The organism is Larkinella sp. VNQ87, from assembly GCF_049445795.1.
Taxonomy (GTDB): Bacteria; Bacteroidota; Bacteroidia; order Cytophagales; family Spirosomataceae; genus Larkinella.
On the sequence record NZ_JBMSDT010000013.1, the window covers coordinates 149,705 to 167,587 of the forward strand.

The 17,883-nt window shown below is 51.9% G+C and carries 17 protein-coding genes; all 17 read left to right on the plus strand.

Annotated elements, in window-relative coordinates; all coding sequences use genetic code 11:
- The first annotated feature begins 41 nt into the window (after positions 1-41).
- The 17 genes from ACO2Q8_RS22085 to nuoF all read left to right on the plus strand — a co-directional run bounded on the left by ACO2Q8_RS22085 (position 42) and on the right by nuoF (position 17,873).
- Positions 42-569: an ExbD/TolR family protein gene (locus ACO2Q8_RS22085; protein ID WP_423347032.1), complete on the plus strand. Its 528-nt coding sequence runs from the start codon at positions 42-44 to the stop codon at positions 567-569.
- 36 nt (positions 570-605) lie between these two features.
- Positions 606-1,433, plus strand: a complete 828-nt coding sequence (locus ACO2Q8_RS22090) for an energy transducer TonB (RefSeq protein WP_423347033.1) — start codon at positions 606-608, stop codon at positions 1,431-1,433.
- 8 nt (positions 1,434-1,441) lie between these two features.
- Positions 1,442-1,648, plus strand: a complete 207-nt coding sequence (locus ACO2Q8_RS22095) for a hypothetical protein (RefSeq protein ID WP_423347034.1) — start codon at positions 1,442-1,444, stop codon at positions 1,646-1,648.
- A 2-nt stretch (positions 1,649-1,650) separates the two neighbouring features.
- The gene (locus tag ACO2Q8_RS22100; protein ID WP_423347035.1) at positions 1,651-2,583 is read left to right on the plus strand and encodes a PstS family phosphate ABC transporter substrate-binding protein; all 933 of its coding nucleotides are present in this window, start codon (positions 1,651-1,653) and stop codon (positions 2,581-2,583) included.
- 127 nt (positions 2,584-2,710) lie between these two features.
- Complete coding sequence (locus ACO2Q8_RS22105; protein ID WP_423347036.1) at positions 2,711-4,459, plus strand: tetratricopeptide repeat protein; 1,749 nt, start codon at positions 2,711-2,713, stop codon at positions 4,457-4,459.
- A 155-nt stretch (positions 4,460-4,614) separates the two neighbouring features.
- On the plus strand, positions 4,615-5,187 hold the full coding sequence (locus tag ACO2Q8_RS22110) for an adenylate kinase (RefSeq protein WP_423347037.1): 573 nt from the start codon (positions 4,615-4,617) through the stop codon (positions 5,185-5,187).
- Positions 5,188-5,232: 45 nt separating this feature from the next.
- Positions 5,233-6,240 (plus strand): GTPase ObgE, encoded by a 1,008-nt coding sequence (gene obgE / locus ACO2Q8_RS22115; RefSeq protein WP_423347038.1) that lies wholly within the window; start codon positions 5,233-5,235, stop codon positions 6,238-6,240.
- A gap of 84 nt (positions 6,241-6,324) precedes the next feature.
- A complete protein-coding gene (locus tag ACO2Q8_RS22120; protein WP_423347039.1) occupies positions 6,325-8,991 on the plus strand; it encodes a sialate O-acetylesterase in 2,667 nt (888 codons plus the stop codon).
- Between the two features lie 195 nt (positions 8,992-9,186).
- Positions 9,187-11,325: a sialate O-acetylesterase gene (locus ACO2Q8_RS22125; protein ID WP_423347040.1), complete on the plus strand. Its 2,139-nt coding sequence runs from the start codon at positions 9,187-9,189 to the stop codon at positions 11,323-11,325.
- A gap of 140 nt (positions 11,326-11,465) precedes the next feature.
- Positions 11,466-11,837, plus strand: a complete 372-nt coding sequence (locus ACO2Q8_RS22130) for an NADH-quinone oxidoreductase subunit A (protein WP_423347041.1) — start codon at positions 11,466-11,468, stop codon at positions 11,835-11,837.
- A 55-nt stretch (positions 11,838-11,892) separates the two neighbouring features.
- Entirely contained in the window at positions 11,893-12,438 is a 546-nt protein-coding gene (locus tag ACO2Q8_RS22135; protein ID WP_423347042.1) for an NADH-quinone oxidoreductase subunit B, read from the plus strand.
- A gap of 124 nt (positions 12,439-12,562) precedes the next feature.
- Positions 12,563-13,066: an NADH-quinone oxidoreductase subunit C gene (locus ACO2Q8_RS22140; protein ID WP_423347043.1), complete on the plus strand. Its 504-nt coding sequence runs from the start codon at positions 12,563-12,565 to the stop codon at positions 13,064-13,066.
- A 111-nt stretch (positions 13,067-13,177) separates the two neighbouring features.
- A complete protein-coding gene (gene nuoD, locus ACO2Q8_RS22145) occupies positions 13,178-14,425 on the plus strand; it encodes an NADH dehydrogenase (quinone) subunit D (protein WP_423347044.1) in 1,248 nt (415 codons plus the stop codon).
- A gap of 26 nt (positions 14,426-14,451) precedes the next feature.
- Positions 14,452-14,892 carry a DUF29 domain-containing protein gene (locus ACO2Q8_RS22150; protein ID WP_423347045.1) on the plus strand — a complete coding sequence of 147 codons (441 nt, stop codon included), beginning with the start codon at positions 14,452-14,454 and terminating at the stop codon, positions 14,890-14,892.
- A gap of 6 nt (positions 14,893-14,898) precedes the next feature.
- A complete protein-coding gene (gene nuoE / locus ACO2Q8_RS22155) occupies positions 14,899-15,396 on the plus strand; it encodes an NADH-quinone oxidoreductase subunit NuoE (protein WP_423347046.1) in 498 nt (165 codons plus the stop codon).
- A gap of 56 nt (positions 15,397-15,452) precedes the next feature.
- On the plus strand, positions 15,453-16,484 hold the full coding sequence (locus ACO2Q8_RS22160; protein WP_423347047.1) for a phytanoyl-CoA dioxygenase family protein: 1,032 nt from the start codon (positions 15,453-15,455) through the stop codon (positions 16,482-16,484).
- A 48-nt stretch (positions 16,485-16,532) separates the two neighbouring features.
- The gene (nuoF, locus tag ACO2Q8_RS22165) at positions 16,533-17,873 is read left to right on the plus strand and encodes an NADH-quinone oxidoreductase subunit NuoF (protein WP_423347048.1); all 1,341 of its coding nucleotides are present in this window, start codon (positions 16,533-16,535) and stop codon (positions 17,871-17,873) included.
- Positions 17,874-17,883: the final 10 nt, after the last annotated feature.

The following is a 17,883-nucleotide window of genomic DNA, read 5'->3' on the forward strand; positions in this document are numbered from 1 at the left end:
ACCACAAACTCACGCGATTCATCGCCTTAAATTCGTAAAAAATGGCAGATATCGACACCGGTGGGGGTGGTGGTAAGCATAAAGGTGGGAAGGTCCGCAGTAAGAAAGCGTCTACCCGGGTCGATATGACCCCGATGGTGGACCTTGGCTTCCTTCTCATCACTTTCTTCATTCTTGCCTCCACCTTAAGCAAACCGTCTTCGATGACACTGAACGTGCCTGACAAGACCGAAAAAGTTGAAACGGAGCCCATCAAGGCTTCGAAGGTAATGACCATTTTTCTGGGAAAGGAAAACCAGATTCACTACATCTTTGGAAAAGCCGCCAACGAAGATCCGGAGTTAAAGACGGTTCAGTATGGTCCGGAAATCCGGGATGCTTTGCAGGAAAACAAGCGCAAAATCGGGGAAAAGGATTTTGTAGTGGTCATTAAGCCAACCAAAGAATCCACCTACAAAAACCTGGTGGATATGCTGGATGAAATGGCCATCACCAAAACCAAACGGTATGCGTTGGTAGACCAGTTGACTCCAGACGAGGAGAAGCTTATTGCTGACAAAATGAAGTAATGAACGGCCAACAGCCAATTCAATGAAGTAATCGCCATGGCAGAAGTAACGACTAATACGGGAACACTGGATGATATAGTGTTTGCCGATCGTAACAAGGCGTATGGTGCGTATGCATTACGGAAAAACTATTCCAAGACGATCTACCGGTCGCTGATCATTGGATCAGCCCTGTTCCTCTTGGCAATGGCAACCCCGACAATCATTTCGGTTCTGAAGCCCGAAGAGCAGGAACAGGCGATGGTTGAAGTGGACCTGATGAAGTTACCACCTCCGCCGATTGATCCCAACGAACCTCCACCGCCACCACCACCGCCGGTTGAACTTCCGAAGGTGAACACGGTGAAGTTCCTTCCGCCGGAAGTAAAACCGGATGAGGAAGTACCCGAAGAAACTCCCCCGCCAACGGTGGAAGAACTGAAGGAAGCCGTTGCGGCTGAAAAAACGCAGGAAGGTGACCCCAACGCCGAAGAGGTAATTGTGGCTCCCGAAGAAACTGCCGGACCGACGAAAGTGGAAGCGGCTGTAGAAGCGGCTCCGAAAGAAGAACAAATTTTTACGGTAGTTGAACAAAACCCGGAATTCCCGGGCGGGATGGCTGCACTGGGTCAATTCCTAAGCAAGAACATTCGCTACCCGCCCGCTGCCTCACGGGCTAACGTCTCAGGCCGGGTATTCGTAAGCTTCGTTGTGAATACGGATGGTAGTATTCAAGATGTAACGGTACTGAAAGGGCTCGGTTTCGGGACGGATGAAGAAGCCATGCGCGTTGTAAAAGCCATGCCGAAATGGCGCCCGGGTAAACAGTCGGGCCGTCCGGTACGGGTGAAGTACAACCTGCCGATCAACTTCCAATTGGAGTAAGCGTACGAATGAGACAAAAACCATCGGGTGATCTGATCAGCCTTTATCTGAACGTGCTGATGGGATTGTTATACATGGGAGGGGGCATCTATCTGATTGCCTCCTCTCAGTCTTTTGGACTGTTACCTAGGGGCACCTTTCGGTATTTATTAGCTGGCTTACTGCTGATTTACGGCGCTTTTCGGGCCTATCGGGGAGTACAACGATTGTTTTGAGTATGAATACGCTGTTGAAAGTCTGGATGGGGTTCAGCTTGCTGAGCCTGGTGGCCTGTTCAAGTCCTCCGCCTGACAACCCGACCCACGGGCAAATTGGTGTTACGGCTGATGAATCGCTTGAGCCGATGGTCGAGTCAATTTATAAGGCATACGAGGGTGTTTATCCGAATGCAAAATTCAACGTCACCTTCAAACCGGAGGAGGAAGCGATTGCTACGATGCTGCGGGATAGTGCGCGGCTGGTTTTTTCAACCCGGGAACTGAGTGAGCGCGAAAAGGCGGTTTTTGCAAAGGAAAAAATCAAGTACAAATCCATTTTTATCGCAATTGACGGCATTGCGTTGATTGTAGGGCGGCAGAATCCCGATAGCCTGATTACGATGCCGGAGCTGGATGCCATTTTTCAGGGGCAGATTACCCGCTGGGAGCAATTGAAGCGGGGAACACAAACCGGACCGATTGTTCTTGTTTTTGACAACAGCAATTCCAGCAACCTGAACTTCGTGTTGAATCAATTCAAGGTGAAAGATATTAGCCGGATTAAAATTTTTACCGCGAAGTCAAACAAAGAGGTGATTGAATATGTTCGTAAGAATCCAACGGCTTTGGGATTTATCGGCGTAAACTGGATTAGCGATGGCGATTCCCCACTGGCTGCGGAGCTGTCGAAAAACCTGCGGGTTTTGGGTGTTTCAGAGAAAGCAAACCCGGCTTCGATCGAAGATTACTTTCAACCGTTTCAAAAGAACCTGGGTTTAAAGACTTATCCGCTCCGTCGGAACGTTTACGTAATTAGTCGTGAAGCCCATGCAGGTTTAGGGAGCGGTTTAATTAACTACATCATCCGGGACGTCGGAGGCTTGTTGATCGAAAAAAGTGGCCTTTGGCCCGCAAAACCGTATATTCGGGAGGTGTATTTAGAAAAACATTGAAAATATTTCTGCTTTTTAAGGCAACTTTGTAATTTCGCATTTTGTTTTTATTAGATAATAACCATTTTTTCACCCATTTCTCAACCTGAAACTTGGCATGAATTTTCAAAAGAAAGCCCTGTTGACAGTGGTAGCCGCCGGTTTGTTCGGCTCATTGCAAGCGGTTGCCCAGGATGCACAATCGGGAGTGAAGGATCTGGAGGCCGGTCGTATCACCAAGGCTATTCAAACCTTTCAGGGTTTGGCAACCAGCGCCCCTTCTGCCGAAAACTATTTCTATCTGGGCTTAGCCCAGTTGAAAGCCGGTAATCCGGATGCGGCCAAGCAAGCCTTTGACAAAGGGGTGGCGGCTGATCCGAAAAACCAGTTGAACAATGTTGGTTTGGCGGGCGTAGCACTTGCAAAAAAAGACGGCGCTACGGCGAAAAGCTTAATCGATGGCGCTCTGAAAGAAACCAAAAATAAAGACATCAATGTCTTACTGCGCGCCGGCGAAATGTACACCCTGTTCCGGAAACCCGAACAAGGGCTGAACGACCCGGCCGAAGCGCTTCGTATTCTGACCATTGCCGATGAGCGGGATAAGAAAAACGAGAATGCCGACATCGAAATGGCTCTCGGCGATGCGTATACGCTGAAAAACGACGGTGGTAACGCCGTAACCAAGTACGAGAACGCGCTGGCCATTCGTCCGAACGACGCGGAAGCAAAGTATAAAATTGGGAACACGTTCCTGCGGGCGAAAAACTACCAGCAGGCACAGAAGTTTTACGAAGAAGCCATTGCGGCTGACCCGGAATTTGCCCCGACGTACCAGGATTTGGCCGAAGCCTTTTTTGGTTCAAGAGCTTACAAGAATGCGGCCAAAAACATGGATCTTTACATAGAAAAAAGTCAGACGACGAACGTTGATGATCTGTTGCGTTCTGCTCAGTTCACGTTCCTGGCGGAGGATTATGCAAAGGCCATTGAAAAACTGGACAAGCTGAAAGGAAAGAGTGACAATCCAATTCTTCTGCGCATGTATGGTTGGGCTTATTCTGGTTCAGGAAAGGTTGATGAATCGATTGATGCATTGACTCAGTTTATTCAAAAAGCCCCTGAAAAAGTTATCGCCGATGATTATAAATATCTAGGGCGCGCTTACCTGCAGAAAGGAACACCGGAAGGAGACTCTTTAGGCGTAACTAACCTGGAGAAAGCTGCTCCGCTTGACTCAACGGAAAACCTGTATCGTGAAATCGGTAAGACCTTGTACGGGGCTAAAAAGTATGATCAGGCCATCGGTGCCTGGCAAAAGGCCATTGCTGTAGACACGGCTAAAGCAACTACCAATGATTATTTCCAGTTGGGAATGTCAAATTACCTGCAAGCCAGCCGAATTGGTCGTGATAGCACACTGATGATGGGTGGTGATACTGCTGCGATTCGTCAGGCGAAGGAAAAATATTATGCCTCAGCAGATTCTGCTTTTCTAAAGGTAAATCAGATTACGCCGGAATGGTCGCCGGGCTATTATTTCCGTGCTTCGGCTAACTACTTCAGCGATACAAAAGGGGCTATGTCGACGGGCGAACCCGTTCCCCTGTACGAAAAGTACCTGGAGGTGGCTGACAAAGAAATCGCAGCCGATGCAGCTAAGAAAGAAGCTAATAAGCGGTATATGATGACGGCCTATAAATTCCTCTCATCATACTACGCTAACAAGAATGATGCGACTAAATCGCGCGAGTATCTGTCGAAAGCCGCTGAACTGGACCCGAACGACAAAGACGTTCAAAATGCGCTGAATCCGCAGCCTCAGCAACCGGCCGCGACCAAGCCTGCTGCTAAACCGGCTGCCCCGAAAAAAACGGCTGGAAAAGCAACCAAGTAACCAATAAGCAAGCTTTTTAGTAGAAAAGGACTCCTTTGAGGAGTCCTTTTTTTATTTGAATACCGCCTATTGATAAATACTTGCGGATGAAAATGCTAATTTCCTGACAAGAATTGTATTTTTGTCCGCAAACCTGCGTTTATATTGCAATAAATATGCTCAATCTTGTACTATTTGGCCCGCCGGGTGCCGGGAAAGGCACACAAAGTGAAAAGTTAATTGCACATTACCGCTTAGTCCATCTGTCAACCGGCGATTTGCTTCGTTCGGAAATCCGCGAAGGAACCGAACTTGGTTTACGAGCTAAGATGCTGATGGATCAAGGAATACTGGTACCCGACGAGGTGGTCATTGGCATGATTGAGAATAAATTGAAGGAACATCAATCGGCGGCTGGCTTCATTTTTGACGGTTTTCCGAGAACTGTTCCGCAGGCCGAAGCCCTCGATCTGTTACTGGCCCAATACAACACGGCCATCACCGTCATGGTGGCGCTCGTGGTTGACGAAGAAGAACTGACCAAACGATTGTTGATCCGGGGGCAATCATCGGGTCGCCCTGATGATCAGAATGAAGAATTGATTCGGCGTCGGGTGCAGGAGTACAACAACAAAACCGCTCCTGTGGCAGGCTATTACGAATCGCAGGACAAATACAAGGCAATCAATGGCATAGGTGAAATTGAAGAAATATTTAAATCCATCTGTGAGCAAATTGAAGCTGCCTAAGCACGTTCGGTAGAACAATCCCTGAAATGGGGTTCAAACAATAGCATGGCTTCATCAAATTTTATAGATTACGTAAAAATAAATGTTCGTTCGGGTGCAGGTGGCGCTGGTTCTATGCACTTTCGGCGGGAAAAACACGTTGACAAGGGCGGTCCCGACGGTGGAGATGGCGGACGTGGAGGTCACATTATCCTGAAAGGAAGCTCGCAATTATGGACATTGTTACACCTCAAATACCAGAAACATATTAAAGCAAAACCGGGGAAAGCCGGGGAGGGAGGACGTCGGACCGGTGCGGAGGGAGACGATGTCATCATTGAAGTTCCGCTCGGTACCGTGGCCCGGCACGCAGAAACCGGTGAGCAACTGGCCGAAATTACGGAAGATGGTCAGCAGATCATTCTGCTCCACGGCGGTCGGGGCGGTTTAGGCAACGACCACTTTAAATCGTCGACCCGGCAGACGCCGGATTATGCACAACCCGGTGAACCGGGCCAGGAAGCGTGGGTCATTCTGGAGTTGAAATTGCTGGCCGACGTTGGGCTGGTGGGGTTTCCGAATGCCGGAAAGTCGACCCTGCTATCCGTTGTCTCGGCGGCTAAGCCCGAAATTGCCGACTACCCCTTTACAACCCTTGTCCCCCAGTTAGGGGTCGTTGCTTATCGGGATTATAAGTCATTCGTCATGGCTGATATTCCCGGCATAATTGAAGGAGCTTCGCAGGGAAAGGGCTTAGGACTTCGTTTTCTGCGGCATATCGAGCGTAATTCGATACTGTTGTTTGTAGTTCCCGCCACCAGTGAAGATTGTGGGGCGGAATATGAAACGCTGTTGAATGAGCTGCGGCTGTACAACCCGGAACTCCTTGACAAACAGTGCTTGCTGGCTATCTCCAAAATGGATTTAATTTCCGAAGAAGAAGATGCCCAGCTCCGGAAACGTTTACCGGCCCAGGTGCCGACCGTCTTTATTTCAGCCGTTCAGCAGCAGGGACTCACCGAGCTGAAAGACTTACTATGGCAGGCGTTGACAAAACCTGAAGACGACGTATAACCAATCCACAAGCGACCATGGGAGAAAATGGGACGCTCAACTATGAAGATGACCCGACATTTTACAACGTTTGTAAGCTTTTTCTTGGTTCTCCTTCCCGCACTGGCTCTGGCGCAGTTCCAGATCACCTTTCCCAAGTCGAGAATGGTGTTTCAACGAAATAACGGGAACGAAGCCAGCTTATGGATCGGAGGGTATTATTCCCTCCCTTTCTCCCGAATCCAGGTTCGGGTAGAACCGATGGATGGCGGAACGCTCGTGGACTGGACGACCATTCAGGAAAACCCGAAAGGCGGAGCGTTTGCCGGATCAATCACCGTGAAAGGGGGCTGGTATCGGCTGAAGATACGAGGCTTGCAGGGAGAACAATACGTTGAAGGGGGGGGGGTTGAGCGCATTGGGGTGGGCGAAGTGTTTGCTATCGCCGGCCAATCCAACGCCCAGGGCTTTGATAATTTTGGCGCACCAGGTGCGGGAAGTGACCGGGTAAACTGTGTCAATTTGGGCACAAGCGAATACGACTCCCCGTTCGATCCGAATTTCCCCGAATTTTCGCATCTGGATGCGGGAAACCGTATTTTCCCGCGGGGGTACTCCGCCTGGTGCTGGGGCCGGTTGGGCGATCGGCTGGTCGAACGCTTAGGGGTGCCGGTCCTGTTTTTCAACGCGGCCTGGCAGGGCTCGTCGTCCAAGAACTGGCGTGAAAGTGCAGACGGTATTCAAACGACAGAAGAATTCACCAATTCCGTAAAGTATCCGGTAGGGCAACCCTATGGTAACCTCCGGACCGTGCTGAATTATTACGTTCAGGCATTGGGGCTCCGGGCCGTTTTATGGCACCAGGGTGAAGCCGATAACCAGTTTAATCGGACTGCCGATGAGTACGCGGCTAATCTGACGAAGGTCATTCAACGGAGCCGTGAACATAGCGGGAAAGATATTTCGTGGGTTATCAGTCGGGCCTCCTATTTTCACCCTGCCGGAAGCGACGCAGCTATTCTGGCGGGCCAGAATAAGGCAATACAAGATGCCGGAAACGCTTTTCCTGGCCCAAATACCGATAACATCCAGATACCGCGTATTGATAATTTCCACTTCTCCGATAACGGCCTGATTGAACTTGCCGAAGCCTGGAATGCCAGTCTCAACGAGAATTTCTTTCAGAATTCTAGCCCACAATCGCCCACGGCTGGCGCTACCATTACGGTCTCCTGCGCGGGCAACAATACCTTGTCTCTGAAAGTCGATGGCGGTTTTAACTCCATCAACTGGAATTCCGGTGGAAATGGACAGAGCATTACCGTCGGCGGTGGCCAGTATATGGCCACCGTGAAAGATGGTTTAGGAAATACCCGGTTTAGTGCACCCTATCAGGTTCCCAACCGCCCTACAATTACGGCCAACGGCCCCACTACATTCTGCGAGGGCGGAAACCTGACGCTAACCTCCAGCTACGATAACACTTTTTGGAGTAATAACGCTACGGGTCGTACTGTGACGGTTTCGGCGGCCGGAAACTACCGGGGGGTTTATCGGGATGTAGGCAACTGCGAATTTACCTCGGACGAAATTGCGGTAAGAGTGAACCCGTTGCCAGCTCCTCCAACCGTTCGGAACTTGGGCCAGGCGCGCTTCTGTGACCGCTTATCGACCACGCTCGAATCGACGGATGCTCTGGTCTATAACTGGAGTACGGGTGAAAAAACAAAACAGATTGAAGTGCGGAGAGGAGGTAACTATTCACTGACGGTTACCGACCAGAATGGCTGTACATCCCGCGAATCGAATCAGATTGCCATTATCGTCGATCCCCTCCCGGCCCGGCCAACGGTAACAGCGGGGGGACCTACCACATTTTGCGCCGATCAGAATGTAACGCTGACTTCGACGGCTGAAACCAGTTATGTCTGGGAAGGTGGGGCCAGCGGCCAGACCGGCCGTAGCGTGACGGTGAATCAGGCCGGGAACTACCTGGTCAGAACACGGAACATCTACGGCTGCTTGTCAGATCCTTCCAATACCGTGTCAATTAAGGTCAATCCGCTTCCGGCCCCGCCAACGCTCACCGCCAGCGGCCCCACTACTTTTTGCGATGGAAACCAGGTCACCCTCACCGCCAGCGGCTCGCTGAAAGCCTTCTGGAATGTGGGCGATTCGACGCAGAGCATTGTCGCTACGCGGTCGAATACCTACACGGCTCGTGTTCGGGATGCCAACGGCTGTTTCTCACCGCCCTCGCTGGGTTTGGTGGTCGATGTAAAACCGGTGCCTACTGTGCCGGTGGTGCAGCAGATTGGTACGTACACACTGGAAGCCTCCGGAACCCGGCAGGGTGATTACTACCAGTGGCAGCGTGACAATGCAGTGGTGGAGCCGCGCACTGCCATCATAAAGGCGAACCAAACCGGTGCCTACCGGGCTCGGGCGTATCTGGCCTACGACAATGGCCTCGTGTGTGCCTCCGACTTCTCGGCCCCCATTGCCTTCACGTTGATCATCGACAACGACGGCCTGAGTGTGTATCCCAACCCCAGTCCGGATAAGGAAATCACGATCGAGACACTGGAAGACATCCGGGATGCAACCGTTACTTTATCCACCTTAAGCGGGCAGGTCTTGTGGAAAACGACGCTGACGACCTTCAATGAACGAAAATTCTGGAACCTTTCAATGGTTCCGGCGGGGCATTACGTGATTACCGTGCGATCATCGACATTCAATGTATCAAAGCGCCTGATTCTGGGCCTGTAAGCAATTCATTACCGGGAACGGTTCCGTCGGATGGGTCTGGCGGAACCGTTTTTTTTTCCGAAAAAAAAAACAAATCTTTGTTAGTTAATTCCGAGTCTGGAGCCAATTGGAGGACTTCAATTGATCCGCGAATTGCACAAGAGCCAGGGAGCAAAACCGAGAGAGATTGAACCGAGAACGATTACTTGTTGACGAATGAAATTTACTGTACTGACCCGGATGCTTGGCATGGCGGGAATGCTTCTTTTTGGGTACCCCTCCGTCGCTCAATTGAAAATAACGTATCCCGTCACGCGGGCGGTTTTTCAGCGTGACGCGAGTGATAACAGCACAATCTATATTGCCGGAAATTATACACAACCTATTACAAAAGTCGAAGCCCGGCTGATCAAAATGAACGAAGGGCAGGGTATCGATACCGATTGGCAAACCATCCAGACCGACCCGAAAGGGGGCGTCTTCCAGGGACCGGTTCGCGGCCGGGGTGGTTGGTATCGGCTGGAAGTTCGGGCCTGGCAGGGCACGACGCTCGTTGGGCAGGATAATGTCCAACGGGTCGGTATCGGTGAGGTATTTATCATTACGGGACAATCCAATGCCCAGGGTTTTCAACAACGGGGGGCCGAAGGTGCTACCGACGACCGGGTCAATTGCATTACGTACGACAATACGGCGGCTAACTCGCTCGAAAATCCGCCTGCGCTCGGTTTTCGGCAACTCGGAGCCGATGCGCTGGTTGGCCCGCGGGGGCAAAGCGCCTGGTGCTGGGGGATTCTAGGGGATCTGATCGCCAAGCAGTACAATATTCCGGTTTTGTTCATCAATACCGCTTGGGAGGGAACAGCCATCCATAACTGGATTGAGAGTTTCGACGGAAAAACGACGAAAAATGTTTTCGTCGATCGAAACCTGCCGGCTGGGATGCCGTATGGCAATCTGCTGGTTTCATTGCGGTATTTTACTTCACTGCTGGGCCTTCGGGCGGTTTTGTGGCAGCAGGGAGAAACCGACAACCACCTGCGGATTTCGCAGGAGCAGTACCGCAATTCGATGCAGTTGCTGATCAACAAAACCCGGGCCGACACCCGGCGCTATCCGTCCTGGATGCTCGCCCGCTCGTCGTACAACCTGGGCCGCTTCGATCAGGGAATTATTACGGCTCAGAATCAGGTGATCGGCACATTCAACAACAACGTGTTTGCAGGGCCGGAAACCGATCGCATCCAGATTCCCCGCTATGATCAGGTCAATGGCGATGGCGGAACACATTTTGGGGGCGATGGATTGCGCCAGTATGCCGAAGCCTGGTTTGCGAGCATGGACGGGCGGTTTCTGACCGGAACAATTCCGCTGATGCCGCTGCCGACACCCGCTTTGACCGTCGCCTGTGCCGCAAACAACCAAAGCATTACACTGAGTTTACAATCGGAAGTACGCGATCGTGACAATACGGTTTTTCCGCTCACCAACGTGACCTGGAGCAACGGCCAGAAAGGCAGTACGCTGACCGTCACGACGCCCGGAACGTATTACGCCATTGCCAAAGACGAGGGCGGAACGACCTTTATCTCGCCCCAGGTGACAATAGCCGCTCCACTGGTCCCGGCGACTCCGGCCATTACGCAGTCGGGGCAACAACAAGCCTGTGCGGATTCCACATTCACGTTTACCACCGATAGCCCGGTTGCCAACAACATCATCTGGAGCAATAACACCACGGGTCGCCAACTGACCGTCGGAACGGCCGGAACCTACACGGCGCGAGCCGTCAATCTCTATGGCTGTACGTCGGGAGCCTCGGCACCGGCTACCTTGCTCATCCGACCCAAACAGACCGCGCCGACCATCGAGCAGCGGGGGCCTTTCTCGCTCCAGGCCATCCCACCCGCCGATGCTCCCATCGCCAAACGGGAGTACGACTGGCTATCGGCCGGAAAGGTCTTGGGCGGTAATTCCGACGTCATCAAGATAACGCAAACCGGGCAGTATGCCGCCCGCTCGAAAACAACTTTTACCATCGGCAGCAATGCAATCGTCTGTTACTCGCCCTATTCGAAGGAAGTCGGATACATCACGAATGAAAATGCGGGCAATGGCCTGATCGCCTTTCCTAATCCGTCGGCGGATGGGGTGGTCCGTCTGGAGATCCGGGAAAACCTGACCAATACGAAGGTAACCGTCTCAACCTTAAGTGGTCAGGTCGTATACACTAAACAAGTGCCGGTTTTTAATAACCAGGTGGCCATCAACCTGTCGGCACTCTCGACGGGCAACTACATCATCCGGATTAAGGCCGACGGCTACGAAGCAACCCGGCGCGTCTGGATAAAATAACCATTAATTTTCAATGAAAGCGGGCCTTCCAACATACTGGGAGGCCCGCTTTGTGTTGATAAATCCGTGGTTATGTGGTAAATTTGGAAGATGATTTGTGTTTGAAATATCATTAACTTGCGTGCTTTCTATAGCTTTCTATGAACTCAACCTATTTGCCTTCTGATTACCTGCCGGTTTTTATCCAGTTGGGCCTGGCGCTGGCATTTATTATCGTCACCATGATTGTGACGCACAATATCGGGCCGAAGCGGAAAAGCCAGAAGAAGGATGCGGCCTTCGAGTGCGGAATTCCGTCGGAAGGCGATGCGCGGACGCCAATTTCAATCAAATACTTCCTGATCGCCATTCTGTTTGTGTTGTTTGACGTAGAGGTCATCTTTATGTACCCCTGGGCGGTCAACTTCAAAACCCTCGGCATGGCCGGTTTTTTGGAAATGGTTCTTTTTATGGGCTTGCTGCTGGCCGGTTTTTATTACATCCTGCGGAAAGGCGTTTTGAAGTGGGAGTAAACCGAAACTCAATAAAAAATGTTAATTTGTTGTTATCAGCAAACAACTCAACAGCATGGCAAGTGACATCAAGATAGTCGAAGCACCGGACAACTATAGTGGAGCCGGTTTTCAGGCGACTTCATTCGATAAAATCATTGGGTTGGCCCGGGCAAACTCGCTCTGGCCATTGCCGTTTGCAACCTCGTGTTGCGGAATCGAGTTCATGGCAACGATGGCATCGCGCTACGACATTGCCCGGTTTGGGGCCGAGCGCCCGAGTTTCTCGCCCCGGCAGGCCGACGTGCTGCTGGTGGCCGGAACGATTGCCAAGAAGATGGCGCCGGTGGTCAAGCAGGTGTATCTGCAAATGGCCGAACCCCGCTGGGTGATTGCCATCGGAGCCTGCGCGTCGAGTGGCGGTATTTTTGACACCTACAGCGTCTTGCAGGGCATCGACCGTATCATTCCGGTGGATGTGTACGTGCCGGGTTGCCCACCGCGTCCGGAGCAGATTCTGGACGGCCTGATGCAGGTGCAGGAACTGGCGCACAACGAGTCGCTGCGTCGCCGGAATGCACCCGAATACCAGCACCTGCTCGAATCGTACAATATTCAATGAAATGATGGTTCAGATGGTTTGATGGTTTTAATGGCTGGATGGTTTTTGACCTTCAAACCATTCAACAATTTTAGCCATCCAAACCATTCAGCCATTAAAAACACTCAATTAGTCGATCTTTTTCATGACGAACGAAGAAGTTGCCAAAGATCTGATCCGCCAGTTTGGGGAAACCGTCTACGATTTCGATGAGCCTTTCGGGATGCTGACCCTGTCGACCACCCGGGAGCAGATCATTCCGATGGTGGAGTACCTGCGGGATCATCCCCTCTATCAGATCAACTTTCTGACCACCCTCTTCGGCATCCATTACCCCGATGACCCGAATCCGGAGCGGGAGTACTGCGTCGTCTACCAACTGCATAGTCTGGTCAATAATTTCCGGATTCGCATTAAGGTTTTCCTGGCTGAAAATGATCTGCATATCCCGACGCTGACGAAAATTTACAGCAGCGCCAACTGGATGGAACGCGAAACCTACGACTTTTTCGGCGTCATCTTCGACGGTCACCCGAAACTGATCCGGATTCTGAACATGGAGGACATGGATTATTTTCCGATGCGCAAAGAATATCCGCTCGAAGACCCGACGCGGGAAGATAAAATTGACGCTTTATTTGGTCGATAATGGATTGAAGGGCTAGATGGCTGAAATTGTTGAATGGCTTTATGGTCAAGAAAACCGTCTGACTATTTTTAACCATCCAACCATTAAAGCCATTCCACAATTTAAAATTCCATGAGCACTGTACTTGACATATCGAATAAAGATGTACCGGGCAGCGATCTGCCTTCCAAACCGGAGGAGTCGGTCCAGTATGTCAACGAATTGACCACGCTCAACCTCGGGCCGACCCACCCGGCCACGCACGGTATTTTCCAGAACATCCTGCAAATGGACGGGGAAAAAATCGTGTCGGGTGAGCAGACCATCGGGTACATTCACCGGGCGTTTGAGAAGATCGCCGAACGGCGGCCGTTCTACCAGATTACGACGCTGACCGACCGGATGAACTATTGTTCGTCACCGATCAACAACTTCGGCTGGCATATGACGGTCGAGAAACTGCTCGGCATCACGGTGCCGAAGCGGGCTGAGTACATCCGCGTGATCATGATGGAACTGGCCCGGATTGCCGACCATCTGATCTGCAACGGGATTCTGGGCGTGGATACGGGCGCTTTCACCGGTTTTCTGTACCTGTTCGAAGAACGGGAGAACATCTACGAAATTTACGAGGAAGTTTGCGGAGCGCGGCTGACGACCAACATGGGCCGGATTGGCGGGATGGAGCGCGACCTGTCGCCGGAAGCCATCCGGAAAATCCGGGCGTTTATCAAGCGCTTTCCGCCCATCATGCAGGAGTTTGAAAAACTGTTCAACCGCAACCGGATTTTCATGGACCGCGTCATCGATGTGGGTCCCATAACCGCCGAGCGCGCCCTGAACTACGGTTTTACCGGCCCGAACCTGCGGGCCGCCGGGGTCGATTACGACGTGCGGGTGATGAATCCGTATTCGTCGTATCAGGACTTCGAGTTTGATATTCCAGTGGGCAAAAGTGGCGACACCTACGACCGGTTTATGGTGCGGAACGAAGAGATCTGGCAGAGTCTGCGGATCATCGAACAGGCCATCGAAAACCTGCCCGAAGGGCCGTATTTTGCCGATGCGCCGGAATATTATCTGCCACCGAAGAAAGAGGTGTACCGAAACATGGAAGCGCTGATCTATCACTTTAAAATTGTGATGGGCGAAATCGACGCGCCGGTGGGCGAAGTCTACCACGCCGTCGAGGGCGGAAACGGCGAACTGGGTTTTTACCTGATCAGCGACGGGGGCCGGGCGCCGTACCGGCTGCATTTCCGGCGGCCTTCGTTTATTTACTACCAGGCTTACCCGGAAATGTGCGTAGGCACGACCTTGTCGGATGCCATTGTGATTATGAGTAGCCTGAACGTGATTGCGGGCGAATTGGACGCATAAACCCCTTGTGGGAGAAAGGAGGGACTATGAAACCCGACTGGCAGGATTTGGTCAGTAGTTCGTATCCGGAAACGGTCATTGCCATCCGAAAAATGATTGAGCAAAACGAATACGAAGAAGCCATTGCTGGCCTGGATGAACTGGAAGATAGCATGTCGAAGCATGAACAGCGGGCTGTCAAAAGCCAACTGACGCGCTTGATGGCGCACATTTTGAAATGGCGTTATCAACCCGATAAACGATCGACTAGTTGGGCTTCAACAATTGCAAATGCCCGAATTGAAATTGAAGATGCACAGGATACCATGCCTTCGCTGAATGCAACATTTATTCGGAGTATTTGGGCGAAGTGTTTTGACCACGCTATTACATTGGCCAAAGCCGAAATGAACCTGTCCCGCAAAGATAAATTTGAGCCTGCCCCGTTGACCTGGCAGGAAGTTTTTGACGACGAATACCTGCTGTAAACCGATATGACGGAAACGCAAAACACCGTAGCATTTACCCCCGAGCGACTTAATAAAGCGCAGGAAATCATTGCCCGTTACCCTGAAGGCCGTCAGAAATCGGCCTTGTTGCCGTTGTTACACCTGGCGCAGGAGCAATGGGGCTGGTTGAGCCCGGAAGTGATGGACTATGTTGCCCGGATGCTGGATATTCAGACCATTGAAGTATACGAAGTCGCCACGTTCTACACCATGTTCCACCTGGAGCCGGTGGGCAAACACGTCATCGAATACTGCCGGACAGGGCCGTGCTGCCTGATGGGGGGCGAGGAAGTTTACGATTACCTGAAACAGAAACTCGGCATTCAGGCGGGCGAAACCACCGCCGATCAGAAATTCACGTTGAAAGAAGTGGAGTGCCTGGCCGCTTGCGGGATGGGCCCTGTGTTCCAGGTTCGGGAAAAGTACTACATGAATTTGACCAAGGAACGGGTTGACGAAATTATTGACGAATTAAGCCGATAATAGATAAATCAATTCCAGCCATTCATAACCCCTAAATTCCACGTAGGCACACACCCATGGAAAGCAAGTTGAAGGACAAATTGCGTCGCGTTTACCGGATGGCCAAATTCCGGATGAATAACGGACCGCTTGATTTTGAAGAGGAGACCTTGCCCTGGATCGATCGGTCCAATGCCGATATTGATGCCTTTGTGAAGAAATTTAAAACCCCGAAAGACTTTCCTTACGACCTGGGGCAACTGCTGCGCGACTGGCGGGATAAAGGCTACGTCATTCTGCAACAGGCGATACCAGTCGAATGGATTGACGGGTTATGGCAGGAAATAGAAGAGGTGGTTGATAACCACGAGAAGTATTCGGTTAAGTCGCTGGTCTATCAATTTAACGAAGGCAAAGAAACGCCGATCAAAGACGTACCGAAAGAAAAGCTGAAAGGAATCGGCTCCCGTTTGCTCGAATACCACAATAGCTCGGTTGCGGCCAAAAAGGTGATGACGCACCCGCACATTGCGACGTTTCTGCAAGCCATTTTTGACGAGAAAACGACGGTTTTTCAAAGTCTGATTTTCAAGTACGGCAGCCAGCAGGCCACGCACCAGGATTTTCCCTGGGTGCGGTCGAAAATTGCCAGCCATCTGGCGGCCGCCTGGATTCCGCTGGAAGATGTCAGCCCGGATTCGGGCCCGCTGGTGTACTACCCCGGCTCGCACCGGCTGCCTAAATTCAATTTCGGGACCGGAATCCTGTACCGGGAAGACGAGTCGTTGTACAGCCCCGACGATTTTTCCAAATACCTGGATAAGATCTGCGCCCAAAACGGAATCGAGAAAACAGTGCTGCTCCTGAAGAAAGGCGATGTTTTATTCTGGCACGGCGCACTGGCCCACGGAGGAAGCCGGATCAACAAACCAGAACTGACGCGCAAATCGTTTGTTTGCCATTATTCAACCGTGCGTTCGTATCCCAAACACCGCTTTGAAGAAGGCGACAAATCGATTGCGCAATTACACAACGGTATTACCATCTACGCGAACCCGACTAATCTGGCCGAAGAGGACATTATGACGACGGGGAAAGCGTGGAATTGACTTTTTGATGTACACATAGGGTGACGAACCCGTTTTTGAAATAAGGCTATGGGCAAAAAAATTCTGCTCGAACACATTAACGTCCCCGGCATCGAAACCTACGATGTATACCGGAAACAGGGCGGGTACACGGCGGTTGAAAAGGCGCTCAAAACCATGACGCCCGAAGCCGTGGTGGAAGAGGTTAAAAAATCCGGCGTTCGCGGTCGCGGGGGCGCGGGCTTCCCGATGGGCATGAAGTGGAGCTTTCTGGCTAAACCGGAAGGCGTACCCCGTTACCTGGTCTGTAACGCCGACGAATCGGAGCCCGGTACCTTCAAGGATCACTACCTGATGAAAAACATTCCGCACCTGCTGGTGGAAGGAATGATCATTTCGAGCTACGCCCTGGGTGCCAATAAGTCGTTCATCTACGTGCGGGGCGAGTTGATGTATGTGATTCATATTCTCGAAAAAGCCATTGCCGAAGCGAAAGCGGCCGGTTTTCTCGGAAAAAACATCCTCGGTTCGGGCTACGATCTGGAACTGGTCGTTCAGCCGGGCGGGGGAGCCTACATCTGCGGGGAAGAAACCGCCCTGCTGGAATCGCTGGAAGGCAAACGTGGGAATCCGCGTAACAAACCGCCGTTCCCGGCCGTCAAGGGGCTTTACCAGAGTCCGACGGTGGTGAACAATGTCGAGTCGATTGCCACCACATCGTGGATCGTTAACAACGGGGGCGATGCCTATGCCGCGATTGGTGTCGGCCGGAGTACGGGAACGAAGCTGATTTCAGCATCGGGCCACATCAAAAAACCGGGTGTGTACGAAATCGAGCTGGGCGTACCGGTTGAAGAATTTATTTACTCCGATGAATGGTGTGGCGGTATTCGCGACGGTCACCACCTGAAAGCGGTCGTGGCCGGTGGGTCATCCGTCCCGATTCTGCCCGCCAACCTGATTCTGAAACTGGCCAACGGCGACCCGCGCCTGATGAGCTACGAATCGCTGGCTGAGGGCGGTTTTCAGACGGGAACCATGCTCGGTTCGGGCGGTTTTATTGTCTTCGACGAAACGGCCTGCATCGTCCGGAATACCTGGAACTTCTCCCGGTTTTACCACCACGAATCTTGCGGGCAGTGTAGCCCCTGCCGGGAAGGAACCGGCTGGATGGAGCGAGTCCTGCACCGGATCGAATACGGGCACGGCAACATGCACGACATCGATCTGCTGGTCGATGTGGCTAAAAAGATTGAAGGAAACACCATCTGCCCGCTGGGCGATGCGGCTGCCTGGCCCGTCGGGAGCGCCATTCGGCACTTCCGCGACGAGTTCGAGTGGCACATCACCAATCCGTCCGAAGCTACGCGGCCGGGCGCGGTTTTCAAAGGTGATATGGCGCTGGTGTAAGCGTAAACAC